Genomic DNA, 12,724 nt, shown 5'->3' with positions numbered 1-12,724 from the left:
GGACAAGAAGTCCCCTCATGGGCAGCATTGAATGAGCCGCCGCCCTCACCAATGGCCGCGCATGCCCGGATTGCATGGCGGGCACTCGGGACTGGGTTCACTGACGCGACGATCGCAACAGCCCAGCGTGTCCCCGACGGCTACCTCACCGGACTGGGGGTGACACTGATGGCCAGGCCTCGTACGAACGTGGTTCTAACCGTGTCTCCGACATTGAGCCTATACCTCATATAGGCACAAGCTCACATTTTTTGAATGCCTGGAATTTCAGCGTGAGTAAAGAGTCCAGCTCCTTCTTGTGCGTGGTGTGCGTTTGTTTTAGGCAGTCGGTGATTGCAGTTCGGAACTCGGCGAAATTAGGATAGTATTTCGAGTAGAGCACTTCTTTCTTGACGAACTTCCACAACCTTTCGATCAGGTTCAAATTCGGTGAATAGGTGGGAAGATAAAGCAGTTCGATATTCAGCTGCAAAGCCAGCGCTGTGACGATATTGCACTTCTGGTAGCGCGCATTGTCCATCACCAGCGTGATTGGCACGTCGAGATTCAGCATGGCAATGCGTCGCAACAGGTCGCAGACGCTTACCGCAGTGATATAGGTATCGTTCGTCACCATCACCAGTTCATGCGTGATCGCGTTCAGCGCACCGAGCACGTTGAAACGTTTTCTCCCGGCGGAAGTCTTTAAAAAAAGGCGGGAGAATGACCACAGAATGCCGAGAAAGGCACCCATTACAAAGTGAGCAGCATCGACAAAAAATAGCGCGTTTACCCTGTCTGGCTTCTTCGATGCGCGGCTCTAACTTATTGATAATAAACTGTTCTTGCTCCTCCGGATCGGCTTTCGAGGGGATGATTCCGACTCGTCTCGGAGCCATGCCGAGCGAATTGAGAAACCGCCCCACGGCGCTCGGACTGCGCTTGATTCCCGTCAGCTCCTCGATCATGGCCGCCGCCTCGTTGATGGTCGCAGGCGGATGCGCGCGGAAATGGGCTTCGAGTCGATAGCGATGCTGCTCCAACTCGCTTATCGGGGCGTAGAAGTTGAGCTCCGTCAGCTTTTTGATACCACCGGACTGAAACATCCCTAGGTACTGCCGTAAGGTGTTGCTGGAAATTCCCGCGAGCCGACAAATCTCCCGGTGCGCAAGGCCTTGGCTCTTCAGCCACAGCACCTCCATTCGCCTGCGCACCCTTGGGTGTGGATGCTCGTAACGCAACTTCTGTATTGTCTTCAAATCCTGCTCGGAGAACTCGATTCTGATCATCGTCTAAAAAACACTACAAGGCGGCCCGTCGGTAGCGATAAGTCTAACTCGAAGTTAAAATGTTATCGAGCATTGCTGAGAGTCGACATAAGGAAAGTTGCGTTTATGCCTATAAAAGGTATATCGAGAATTGCCGTGTTGTTCACCATGACCGTCTTGACGATCCCGTCCGGCCCTCTTAGGGTCACGAGCTGCCTTTGCGTATCGATCACCTCGATCACGGCGGTGACAGATACCTTCTTGGCCGCAACCCCTCCAGGCCGTTGGCCCGGCTCAGCGGTTCCTGTGACCGTGGCGACGCCAATGCCTGGATCCACCTCCCCCGGTTGGAAGAGATCGACGACGACAGCCTCGATGTATTTAACCGTGACGTGGTCACCGAAGCGTATCTGCGACAGATTTTTGACGTCGTCACTGACGACCACATCCACAAAGTTGTCGCCTGGTTTGTTTGGGATCTCCAGCGTCACCACGCGGGTTTCATAATTGATCCCGACGACGCCAGCCCGGGTCGAAATAACGGTGGCCTCAGCCTAGGATGTTCAATCCCCCGGTCTTTCCCATCAAAACCTTCATGCCGTTTTCATGTCGAGCTTCGGCGCCTTGAACGCCTGTCGTCGCCGGGCCAGCATGGAGTCGCCGAGATGCGCTTTGACCCAGTGCTCGACATCCAGGGTACGCACCGAGGTCATCGCCTCGTGAATGAGCGGGCCCGTCAGATCGGTGAGGAAGGCGGGAATCGCCAACACCAGCCGGCCGATCTCCTTGAGGGGGCCGCGTGCGGTGAAGGTTTTGTATTTCCCGAACACCGATTCGATGATGTCGGAGGACGCCAGCCAGGTTGCGCCGGGCGGGATCTTGGCGGCTTGTACCTCGACCTGTTCCAAGACCCGGTCGGTAAAGCGGGCGGCTCGCGGAGCGAGCGCGGTGCGCGGAGCGAGTGTGGATTGAAGCGATGCGCAGACGCCGGCGTGCAGTCCCTCGGACTTGAGAACGCTCTGGATGGCCTTGGACTGTTCCATCATCTGCGCATAGATCGCCAGATCTTCGCGATAGGCACTCGCCCAAGCGAAGCCCTCCAGGAAGCGGGCGCGGCCGGTGTCGGCGAGATCCCAAAAGGCGTCGTCCAGATCCGTGAGCTGCAGGTCGGACGCCGCCTGAATGGCCTCGCAGAAGGCTGCCTTGTCGGGATGCCGATGGCCCAGCAGCACGTGCAGGGGACGCACGCGGGCGACGCCCAAACGGTCGCGCAGGTGGTCCCGGCGGCGACCGTCAGAACGCAGGTGGGCCGAACGGCACTGAAATCTCCCCGCTCCTGGTAGGCGAGCAGGTTTTGCGCCCACTCGACATGGGTGTCGACGTGCATGAAGCGCGCCTTGGTGCGCTGACGCGGCGGCAACAGAAAGGCCAGGTCGGTTTGCTGAAAGGACGCCAGGGTCCGCTTGCAGTGCGCCAGAAAGGTCTGCCAGCGCGCGTCGGGCTGCAATTCGGCCTTGAGCAGGGTGGCGATGCGGTGCGAAATATCATAGGTTTCCACACAGTCTGTCGTCTGTTCCCGGCGAAACAGCGTGATCCCCTTGTGCAGGTCGCTGCCGTGATCGGCGACGATCTGCACCGGCACACCGGTGCGCTCGGCGACCTCGCGCAGCACCGTGGCGACCCACTCCCCGGTGCTGTGCGTCGTCACCTTCACGGCGAGCACCTGCATGGCCCGGTGCGACGGGCTGTAGCCGGTCTCGAGCAGCCGGGCGGCGGGGATGCCCAGAATCACGAGACACTTCGATGTGCCCAGTTCAAGCGTATGATCGGCGATGTAAATCCAGTCCTCGCGCCGCTGCGGAGGCTGCAGGAGGATCGCCAATCCGCAGCGATAAACCCAGTTGAGGACCGTCGTATGCGCCGGCAGGCTCACCGGCATCCAGGGCGCGAGCAGACTCAGTACGCGGGGCACCCCGCGGCTGCCGAGTCCGGCACCCAGAAACATCTGCAGCGTCAGTTGAATGACCAGGAGCGAATGCCGGTGACCGGGCGGGGGCAAGCGCAGCTGCTGCCGAGCCGCAGCGTCAGGCTCCTGCGCCGCGCCGACCGGTGTCGCCTCCGACGCCGCAGGCGGGCCACCGCCTTGCGCCGCCAGCGCCCGGTTTTTCCAATAGGCACGGCTCGCTTCCAGATCCCGGATCTTGACCCGAGCCGCGCGCAGGCGCTGTTGCTTGTCCAGGGCTTTGGCCCGCCACGCATCGCGCGATGCCCGGAACAGTCGGGCCAATCGGGCCACGGGGGTTTTGAAGGTGTCCATCGGTCGGCGTCGGCTCGGATTCGGCTGGGGGATCCCGGTGCCGCGAAGTGTGCCTGGAGGCGACAGGGCTGTCGATGGCGGCCGGCGGCAGGACAGCCGGCGCATCACCGCCCGCACCCCGCGACACGAGACCGGCATGAGCTATTTCGTGCCTTATCGGGTCAGATTGAACTCCCTAGCCTCAGCCACCAATGGTTGTCCCTGCCGAGTCTGGCTATCGGTGCTGCATCCCGCAATTCCGCTGGCTACCGCCAGAATCAATGCGATCAGAAGGTTCATGTTCACCTGCTTTTCCTCGCTATTAATGTGGTTTGCTCGAATGCGTTCGAAGCGACCCAATACAGGAAACCGGGAAGCCACGCCCGAGCCAGCCACATGAGCCATAGCGCCAATCGCGTCCATTCAAGTGCGCATTACACGGCGCGATCATAGGTACGTTTTCAGCATGTAGATCCATACCGCAATCAGCAGGAGCGAGACGACAAGCTGCGGCCACATCACCCGCAGGAATCCCTTTTCCTTGATTCGACGTTGCCGCTCCACATAGGCATCCCTTTGGGCTTCTTGCAGCTTGATCAGCCACTCGTCCCCGGCGAGCACGACCTCGTCGCCTTCCACGTGTAAGAACACCGTTGCCTTCGAGGTGGCGAGCCAAAAGACGAGATACAATAGACCGCCGAACAATGGGAACAGGAAGATCACGATCAGGAACAGCCACCAGGCAAAAGGCCGGCGTCCCACTAGCGACGCTGTGGTCTCCGTTGTTGTCATCGGCTCCCAACCGTTTTCCACGAGCTCGCCAACGCGCTGACTCAGTTTTGCGTCCATCGAATCTCTCCCAAGCAGGATTTAGAGTAACGATTTCAAAGGTCTTCGCAATTCGGCGGCCGTGGCATTTGCGTAGGCGTCCGAGCCAAATCGATCCTCGGCCTTCTTTATCGCTTCTCGGCAATAACGCTTGGCATGGACTGACAAAGGTGGTTGAGCGCGCAGGATTTCATCGCGCTTGGCGGCTTGCTGTTGATATGAGCGCACCCTCAGCCGAAAAGGCACCTTGCCAGGATGGCGGCGAGACGGGTTTGGGTGGTCGAGCCGACGGCGCTCACCGACCTGCCTCTCGCCAGCACGGCAACCGAATGTGGACTATAAGAAACTGGCTGGCCGGCGGCTATTGAACCTTGGTTAAACGAGTAGCAGGCAGGGGCGGGAGCAGCGTCTCACCTTGCGAGTGGCACGCCCAACCGCTCGGCCACCCGAACCAGCTCGGCCACCGACCTCACGCCCAGTTTGCGCATCAGGCGCCCGCGGTGGATCTTGATGTTCTGCTGGCCGGTGCCGAGATCCGCGGCGATCTGCTTGTTCAGCTTCCCGGCGATGACGTGGCCGAGCACCTCGCGCTCACGCGGCGTCAGCTGCGCGAACCGATCTTGCAGGGCCACTCGCTCCTCGCGCTCGACCTGCCGATCCGATGTCTGTTGCAGTGCGGCGCGCACCGCCTGAAGCAGATCCGCCGCGTTTACCGGCTTGGTCAAGAAGTTCTCGGCACCCGCCTTCACCGCACGCACGCTCATGGGAATGTCGCCATGGCCGGTGAGGAAGACGATGGGCAGCTCGGCTTTGCTTTGGCGCAGCCGCTCCTGGACCCGCAGGCCATCGACGTCGGGCATCGCCACGTCCAGTACGAGACAGGCGGGCCCCCGGCAACGCGTGTGGACGAGAAACTCCCGCGCGCTGATGAAGCCCCGAACCTGGAACCCCTCTGCGTGGAGCAGTCGCGTCAATGCCTTCAGCATCTCGGGCTCGTCGTCGAGCAGATAGACCATCGGTTCATCCGTCATGATGCCAACCCGTCCCTCGGCAAATAGAAGCGTACCGAGGCCCCGCCGAGCGGCGTCGACTCCGCCCAGACATGCCCGCCATGACTATTCACGATGGAGCGCACAATCGCCAGACCCATGCCGAGTCCCCCGTGCGTGGTGGAGTAGAAGGCCTCGAAGATGCGTTTCGGTTCGGACAATCCGCATCCGTTGTCGATAACCTCGACCAAGACCCCATCCTCATGCACACGCGTAACGATCGAGACCTGGCGCTCACCCGGGGGGTTGTCGGCCACCGCCGCGCAGGCGTTGTTGAGGAGATTGAGCAGAACCTGCTCGATCAGGATGCGATCCGCCCGCACCGCGGGCAGTTCCGCGGTCAAGCTCAGATCCACGTCCACGCCCTGGTCGTCGATTTCGTTGCCGAACAACTCAAGCACCCGGTGAATGGCATCATGCAGCAAGAGGTCGTCGCGGTGAGTCTCACCGCGCTCGAGAAGCGAACGAAGGTGCCGAATCACGTCGGCCGCACGCCGGTCGGCGCTGATGATATCGGCCAGGATGTCGCTTAACTCGCTCAGGTTCGGCGGGTTCTGGGCCAGCAAGGCCAGGGCCGCCTCGGCATTCGTGAGGATCATGGCCAGCGGCTGGTTCAACTCGTGGGCCAGCGAGGCCGAAAGCTCGCTCAGGGTCTCCATCTTGGAAAGACGTTCGAGCTCTGCGCGTTGCCGGCGGTCCTGGTCCGCGATGGCCTTACGAGCCGTCACGTCCACGCTCACGCCCATCAGCGTCCGCAGACCCGCGTCGGTCTCGGTCTTGCCGACGCCGCGACCCAAACCGGCGAGCCAGCGAATATGGCCGCCGGGGTCGACGACCCGGAACTCGGTGCGGAACCTGTCTTTCGAGCGCAGCGCCGCCACGATCAGTTGTTTCAGCCGCGCCCGGTCCTGCGGATGCACCTGTTCCAGGAAATCCGTGAGTCGCAGATCCCCGCTGGGGGCCAGTCCGAAGAGATCCCGCGTCTTTGACGTAACCCAGACCTCTCCCGATCGGGCATCGAGACCCCAAAATCCAGCGTCGGCCGCCTCTGCCGCTAGGCTCAGGCGCTCCTCGCTCGCGCTCAAGGCGGCGTCCATGACCTGGACGTCACGCTCCGCCCGCATCGCTCGCAGCAGCCCGAGGCTCAGCTCGGAGCCCATAACGACAGCAACAAAGAGGAACATCGGGGTGACCAGGATCGGCCAGTGCGCGAAGTTCCAGAACACCAGGATCGCTTGAACCGTGCCGGCCACAACGCCGACAAAGATGCTGATCGTCAGCACGAGCGACCGCATGCCTCCTCCCCGCCGCCAGGCACTGACGCCGCCGTCGAGGATGAACAGAATCAACAACAGGAGGCCCGCCTGGCCCGTCAGCATCCAGGGATTGGGGACGCCGCCCCTCGCGATCGCGACCGGCTCTCCGAGGAGCCTGGTGAACTCGATAGCGGTCAGCTCGGTATAGTTGAGATTCGGCCCCGACACGAAGGTCGCGACCAGCGCGACCGTCCGCAGCCCCACGGCCAGCCAACCCACCCACGGAAAGCGCGGCCTCAAGCGCAGGTAGACCAAACCCACCAAGGCGACAAAGCCGGACCAGACCGGAACCTGGAACCAGCGCAATGCGGTTGCATAGTCCCCGGGCGTTTGCGCGCGCAGCATCCAGAGCTCTGTCACCGCGAGACCGGCGATGCTGAACGCGAGCAGAACAAACATCAGGTAGGCCCAGGCGTCTCGCTGCATGAGCCAGGCCGCCAGATAGAGGCCGGTGATCGTGGCCGACAAGGCCGCCATCATGACGTAGAGAATCGTTATCCAGCTCATCCGCACTCCGAGTGCATGGTCACCGGGTCCGCGCGTTTAACCACCGCGCGTTTAACCGCCACGTTTAACCAAAGTGCAATTTTAGAGAGCTTGCGCCTTGCTTATCCTTACCGTCGCTGATCGCCACCCGAAGCCCCAGCTCGACCGCTACTCCGGCCTGGCCTTTGCTGATCCATTCGGTGTGCGGTTGGAAGATCGAGAAGACTTTTTCGGCATGGGAAATACGCTCGCCGGGGAGCACCCGACGGCGAATTTGATCGATCTGGCGCGCGCCGTGGGCCGAATAACCATCCAACGGGGCCAACTGGACCTCGGGCAGATGGGCCTCGACCACGCGCTTGAGGCGGGTCAGGCGCGCAGGTTCCAGGAACGACTCGGCGAGCGCCAAATAGTCACGGCAAGCCTGCGCGATCTCGGCCTGACGGGCCTCCCGCTTGGCCTCATCCGGCGCGGTCGAGCGCTTGAGTTGTTGCACCCGCCGAAACGCCTGCGTTCAGCCGCAGACGGAGCGTGCCCACCACCAGGATCCGCCACTGAGGCATGCCGGGGTCCGCGCTCACCGCCCCGTTTCCGTCCACCCTTTCCGGGAGCACCTCCGCCAGGACCGCGAAGACGCGCTCCCGGACGTCTATTTCCGTGTGAATGTACTGCAAGCCACGCAGGAGGCGGGGAATTTCGTCCCTGACCGATGGTCGAGCGCAATGGCGGCGATGTCTTGTTCGTCCAGCTGACACCGAGGATCAATGATCCGGTGCATGGCGGGAAACGGAGCACGACGTTTTTCGCAAGTCAGCCCGTCGCACGGTGGCCACGGACCGGAGTTTCAGCAGTCGTAACGAAAAATTAATGGTTTAGTTCGGAATTCCGACCCATAGAATGGCCGCGGCGCGGACGATTCGATCATGAGATTCGATTGTAAAATATTGTTTAATAACGTAAACTTTGTTGCTGTTCAGACACAGGCTCGGGGCGCGGAGTAGAGGCCGCCGCGGCCACCAACAAGACGCTCTGGTGAAGCCGGCCAACGGGGTGAGCTTGCCGAGCAGCGGATGACCTTGATCGTCGAGCGAGACCGCGCCGATGAAGGGCACCTCGCGGAAGGGGCTGGTTCAACCAGATTCGGAGACCGAAACAGTGAAGGCTCGTGGGACAGCTCAGTGGGATTTATCCGATGGCTAGATCCGATGCGGGGGCGATCCCCGTGGTTCGCGTGGCGTTTGCGCGCGGCTGCGGATTCATGGGCTTCTGGCTGCTGCTTGCCGGACCGAGCCTGAGCGAGACGGTCGCCAACGGCTTTACCGCCGGGATGGCCGCCGATCTCGGCATCGGGCTGTTGGCTTCCGCCATGGCCACCGTGGCCAGTTTGCGCCTCCTGCCGCCGGCATCGGAACGGCTCCGCATCGGGGCGCTCGCACGCTTTGCCGGGCATTTCATGTGGCAGTCCGTCGTCGCCGGGTTTGACGTGGCCCGACGCGCCTTTGATCCCCGCCTTCCCCTGAAGCCCGGCTATGTGGCCTTTCCAACAGGCTTCGCACCGGGAACCGGGCGCGCGGCCTTTGGGGCCATCACCAGCCTGATGCCGGGCACACTTCCCGTAGGGACAGATCTCAACGGCAACCTGATCTATCACTGTCTCGATCTGGATCAGCCGGTGGCCGCGTCGCTCGCACGCGACGAAGCCTTGCTGAAACGCGTTCGGGGAAGCGGGCGCGCCGTCGATGAGTGAGTTTCTGCTCGGTGCCGCCGTCTTTATCCTGGGCACTGTCGCTCTGGGGCTGATCCGGATCCTGCGTGGCCCCGGCAACGTGGATCGCATGCTGGCGGCCCAGCTCCTCGGGACCGGCGGGGTATCGGCCCTGCTGCTTCTGGGCGTCGCCAGCGGGGTGAGCGCGGTGGCCGAGGTCGCCCTGCTGCTGGCGCTGCTCGCCGCCTTCTCATCGGTTGCCTTCGTCGTCGGCGCTGCGCGCCAGACCCGCTCCGGGTCCCCGGTGGAGGGCTCTTATGGCAACGACGACCCGGGCTTCCATCCGCCGGATCGGGACAACGCCGGATGAACCTGGCTCTGGATCTGTTCACCATTGTCGCTGTCTCGCTGGGGGCGATCTTCTTTCTGGCCGGCACGGTCGGGCTGTTGCGCTTTCCCGATACGCTGACCCGGCTGCATGCGCTCACCAAGGCGGACAACCTGGGGCTGGGGCTGGTGGTCCTGGGTCTGCTGCCCCAGGTCGACTCACTGCTGGCCGCGCTTGGTCTGCTCGCGGTCTGGCTGTTTGCCCTCCTGTCGGGCGCCACGGTTGGTCAGCTCCTGGCCGGCGCGGTGCGGCCACCCGACTGGGACCGGCCCGGTCTGGAGCGCGCGCCGCAGCGGGATGATGGAGCAGGGTCTCGCCATGATTAGCACCCTGGCGGTCGATGCGGCGCTGGCGCTCCTGGTGCTGGGTCTGGCTGTCTGGGTCACGGTCGCCCGCGCGGCCTATGGCGCCGTGGTTGGCTTCGTCGCCTATGGACTCCTGTTGGCGATCGTCTGGGTGCGACTGGCGGCCGTGGATGTCGCCATGACCGAGGCGGCCCTCGGAACCGGCCTCACCGGACTCCTGCTGCTCGGCGCGGCGGCGCGTCTGGCCCCGTTCGAGGCAGCGGAACGGGCGCGCCGCCCCGCCCTTTGGTTGCGGGTTCTGATCGGCCTGCTTTGCGCCGCCGTTGCCGCCGCGCTCGCCGCCGTCGTGCTGACGCTGCCGGAGCCCGCCCCGACCCTGGCCCCGTTGGTGGCGGAGAACCTCCCCCCCACCGGCATGCTCAATCCGGTGACCGGCGTGCTGCTGGCCCATCGCGCGATCGACACCCTGCTGGAGTCCGTGGTGCTGGTGCTCGCCCTGATCGGCGTCTGGTCGTTGGCGACCGATTCCGCCTGGGGCGGACAACCTGGGTTCCTGCCCCGCCCGCGTCCGGGTCCGGCGTTGACCCTGCTGGCTCAGCTCCTGCCGCCCTTCGGGATCCTGGTCGGCATCCATCTCGTGTGGAACGGGGCGGACCATCCGGGCGGCAAGTTCCAGGGTGCCACGGTGCTGGCCGCCATGTGGGTGCTGATCATGATGGCCGGCCTGCGTGAGCCTCCGACCCTGAGCAATCGCCCGATGCGTGTCCTGGTTGTGATCGGCAGCCTCGTGTTCATCGGCATCGGCGTGGCCGGCGTCTGGCTGGCGGACGCCTTCCTGGGCTATCCGGAGGGATACGCCAAACCGCTGATCCTGATCATCGAAGCGGTCCTGACCCTCTCGGTTGCGGTGATTCTGGGCCTGCTGCTCGCCGGACCGCCGGCGGCTGAATCGCGCGCCGGGAGGCGATCGTGACCGGCCCGACCCTGTATGGACTCTGCGCCGCCGCGCTGATCGGACTGGGGCTTTACGGGCTCATCTGCCAGCCGGGCGTCCTGCGCAAGATCCTTGCCTTCAACCTCATCGGCAGCGGCGTTTTCCTGCTGTTCGGGGTGATCGCCAGACGGGGCGGGGGCGTGCTCGCGCTGGCCGGCAGCGGTAGCGACGGCGATCCGGTCCCCCAGGCCCTGATCATCACCGGCCTGGTCGTCGCCTTCGCGGCCACCGCCATCGCCGTCGCACTGCTGGTGCGGCTCGCCGAGACGAGTTGCCGCGGTACCCTGGAGGGCGATGAGCCGCACGCGCCCGCGCTCACCCAGGCACCGGCGCTCACCAAGGATCAGACGGACTCAAGCGAGCGAACGCCCTAATGGAGATCCATTCCATCCTGGCCACCCTGATCACGGATCTGACGGATCTGGGTGGCACGCTCCTGTTGTTCCCGTTGCTGTTGCCGGTCATCGGTCTGCTGCTGGCACCCATCCTTGGTGGACGGTTCCTGGGCCGTGGCGTCCTTGCATTGATGCTGCTGGGGCTCGCGGTCGCCGTCGCCATCGCCGCCGTCCTGCTGACGGGCGGCGAGGCCCTGCACTACCAGCTCGGGGGCTGGGCGCCTCCGCTGGGCGTGGCGCTCGAGGCGGACGGACTCTCGGCCGTGATGCTGGTCACCACGGCGGTCGTGATCCTGGCGGTCGGGATCTACGGTCAGCGGGACTTCCGACCTCCCGCAGGCGCATCCGAGACACGGACATCGCTGGTGTTCTGGCTGCTCCTGCTGGGGATCTGGAGTGGGATGAACACGGTCTTTCTGGCACAGGATCTCTTCACGCTGTTCGTTGCGCTGGAGATCCTGACCTTTTCCGCGGTTCCCCTGGTCGCCCTGGACGGACGGGCCGAAACCCTGGCGGCGGCGCTGCGTTATCTGCTCTTCGCGCTCCTGGGCTCGGTGCTTTATTTGCTGGGTGCAGTGCTGTTCTACGGCACCTTCGGCACCCTGGACATCGCCCTGCTGGCGCACCGGTTGGCGGAGGCGGATCAACTGCCGCCCGCAGTCATCGGGGCCGCCGCCCTGATGACCGTCGGATTGCTGGCCAAGACTGCGCTCTTTCCACTCCATCTCTGGCTGCCCCCGGCGCATGCCGGTGCGCCACCCGCCGCCAGCGCTATTCTGTCCGCGCTGGTGGTGAAGGCATCCTTCTTTCTGATCCTGCGCATCTGGTTCGATCTGATGCCCGGGTTACTGTCGTTACCGGGGGTCCAGATTCTCGGCGTCCTGGGTGCGGGCGCCATCCTGTTCGGCAACCTGGTCGCCCTGCGGCAGGTTCGGCTCAAGCTGCTCATCGCCTATTCGACCGTGGCCCAGATCGGCTATCTGTTCCTGATCTTTCCGCTGGCCGCGAGCCACGAGTCTGTCGCCTTGACCGGCGGCATGCTGCAGGTGGTCTCGCATGCCTGCGCCAAGGCCGCCATGTTCATGGCCGCCGGTCTCATCGCCGGGGCGCTCGGTCACGACCGGATCCACGGCCTCGGCGGCATCGGTCGCGTCCTGCCGATCACCGTCCTCGCCTTTGGGCTGGCCGGACTGTCGCTGGTGGGGTTGCAACCGAGCGGCGGCTATCTGACCAAGACGCTATTGACCTCCGCTGCCGATGAGAGCGGATTCTGGTGGTGGGGGCTGGTGATGCAGGCGGGCGGGCTGCTCACCGCCGCCTATCTGTTCTGGGTGCTCGGCCATGCGTTGGCCGGCCCGGCACAGCCACTGACGCCAGTCAAACGCCCCGGGCTCGCTCAAGAGGGCGTGGTGTTGGGACTGGCACTCTGCGCGGTGTTGCTTGGACTGCTGCCGGCCGCGCCGTTCGATCTGGTGGGGATTGGCCGACCGGGTATCGACGGGGGTGGAGCTGTCGCGGCGGCGATGTCCGGCGCCTTCGACTGGCGCAAGCTGTGGGGGGATCTCGTGCCGGTCCTGGCGGTCGGCGCGGCGGCACTGAGTCTGGCGGCTTGGACGCGGCGTCAGACCTGAATACCCTTCGTCATCGGATGCGTTTGAGGGGCATGGTTTGCGCTTGTTCGCGCCCGCATGATCCTTGATCATCGGTCCATGTTC

General features: G+C 63.8%; 12 protein-coding genes and 2 pseudogenes. 6 read left to right on the top strand and 8 right to left on the bottom strand.

From position 1 onward, the window contains the following. Positions 1 to 226: 226 nt before the first annotated feature. From KFB96_RS15950 to KFB96_RS26880, 8 genes and pseudogenes are all read right to left on the bottom strand, one after another. A pseudogene (locus tag KFB96_RS15950) lies at positions 227 to 1,268 on the bottom strand (IS630 family transposase). Between the two features lie 62 nt (positions 1,269 to 1,330). Continuing rightward, entirely contained in the window at positions 1,331 to 1,738 is a 408-nt protein-coding gene (locus KFB96_RS15945; protein ID WP_213457519.1) for a hypothetical protein, read from the bottom strand. Positions 1,739 to 1,840: 102 nt separating this feature from the next. Continuing rightward, entirely contained in the window at positions 1,841 to 2,293 is a 453-nt protein-coding gene (locus KFB96_RS15940; RefSeq protein WP_213501438.1) for a hypothetical protein, read from the bottom strand. Next, positions 2,290 to 3,564, bottom strand: coding sequence for a hypothetical protein (locus KFB96_RS15935; RefSeq protein WP_213501436.1), 1,275 nt, complete (start codon positions 3,562 to 3,564; stop codon positions 2,290 to 2,292). Before KFB96_RS15935 ends, KFB96_RS15940 begins: the two co-directional genes overlap by 4 nt. A gap of 426 nt (positions 3,565 to 3,990) precedes the next feature. Beyond that, positions 3,991 to 4,392 (bottom strand): hypothetical protein, encoded by a 402-nt coding sequence (locus tag KFB96_RS15930; protein ID WP_213457522.1) that lies wholly within the window; start codon positions 4,390 to 4,392, stop codon positions 3,991 to 3,993. Between the two features lie 389 nt (positions 4,393 to 4,781). Further along, positions 4,782 to 5,402, bottom strand: a complete 621-nt coding sequence (locus tag KFB96_RS15925) for a response regulator (RefSeq protein ID WP_213457523.1) — start codon at positions 5,400 to 5,402, stop codon at positions 4,782 to 4,784. Continuing rightward, positions 5,399 to 7,243 carry an ATP-binding protein gene (locus tag KFB96_RS15920; RefSeq protein ID WP_213457524.1) on the bottom strand — a complete coding sequence of 615 codons (1,845 nt, stop codon included), beginning with the start codon at positions 7,241 to 7,243 and terminating at the stop codon, positions 5,399 to 5,401. Before KFB96_RS15920 ends, KFB96_RS15925 begins: the two co-directional genes overlap by 4 nt. A 94-nt stretch (positions 7,244 to 7,337) precedes the next feature. Continuing rightward, positions 7,338 to 8,000 (bottom strand): annotated as a pseudogene (locus KFB96_RS26880) (hypothetical protein); the annotation flags it as partial. Positions 8,001 to 8,414: 414 nt separating this feature from the next. On the opposite strand from KFB96_RS26880, the gene KFB96_RS15910 reads away from it, so the two are divergent. From KFB96_RS15910 to KFB96_RS15885, 6 genes are read left to right on the top strand one after another with little or no spacing between them, the layout of a single operon-like run. Beyond that, positions 8,415 to 8,969 carry a Na+/H+ antiporter subunit E gene (locus KFB96_RS15910; RefSeq protein WP_213457526.1) on the top strand — a complete coding sequence of 185 codons (555 nt, stop codon included), beginning with the start codon at positions 8,415 to 8,417 and terminating at the stop codon, positions 8,967 to 8,969. Then, positions 8,962 to 9,297 carry a monovalent cation/H+ antiporter complex subunit F gene (locus tag KFB96_RS15905; RefSeq protein ID WP_213457527.1) on the top strand — a complete coding sequence of 112 codons (336 nt, stop codon included), beginning with the start codon at positions 8,962 to 8,964 and terminating at the stop codon, positions 9,295 to 9,297. Before KFB96_RS15910 ends, KFB96_RS15905 begins: the two co-directional genes overlap by 8 nt. After that, positions 9,294 to 9,641, top strand: coding sequence for a monovalent cation/H(+) antiporter subunit G (locus KFB96_RS15900; protein WP_213457528.1), 348 nt, complete (start codon positions 9,294 to 9,296; stop codon positions 9,639 to 9,641). The genes KFB96_RS15905 and KFB96_RS15900 overlap by 4 nt, the downstream gene beginning before the upstream one ends. Next, positions 9,634 to 10,593, top strand: coding sequence for an MnhB domain-containing protein (locus tag KFB96_RS15895; RefSeq protein ID WP_300970398.1), 960 nt, complete (start codon positions 9,634 to 9,636; stop codon positions 10,591 to 10,593). The genes KFB96_RS15900 and KFB96_RS15895 overlap by 8 nt, the downstream gene beginning before the upstream one ends. Then, positions 10,590 to 10,988 carry an NADH-quinone oxidoreductase subunit K gene (locus KFB96_RS15890; RefSeq protein ID WP_213457530.1) on the top strand — a complete coding sequence of 133 codons (399 nt, stop codon included), beginning with the start codon at positions 10,590 to 10,592 and terminating at the stop codon, positions 10,986 to 10,988. Before KFB96_RS15895 ends, KFB96_RS15890 begins: the two co-directional genes overlap by 4 nt. Further along, positions 10,988 to 12,640: a proton-conducting transporter membrane subunit gene (locus KFB96_RS15885; protein ID WP_213457531.1), complete on the top strand. Its 1,653-nt coding sequence runs from the start codon at positions 10,988 to 10,990 to the stop codon at positions 12,638 to 12,640. Before KFB96_RS15890 ends, KFB96_RS15885 begins: the two co-directional genes overlap by 1 nt. Positions 12,641 to 12,724: the final 84 nt, after the last annotated feature.

The organism is Thiocapsa sp. (assembly GCF_018399035.1).
GTDB lineage: Bacteria > Pseudomonadota > Gammaproteobacteria > Chromatiales > Chromatiaceae > Thiocapsa.
The sequence above is the reverse complement of the archived record's forward strand: the minus strand, read 5'-3'. Positions and strand labels throughout refer to the sequence as shown.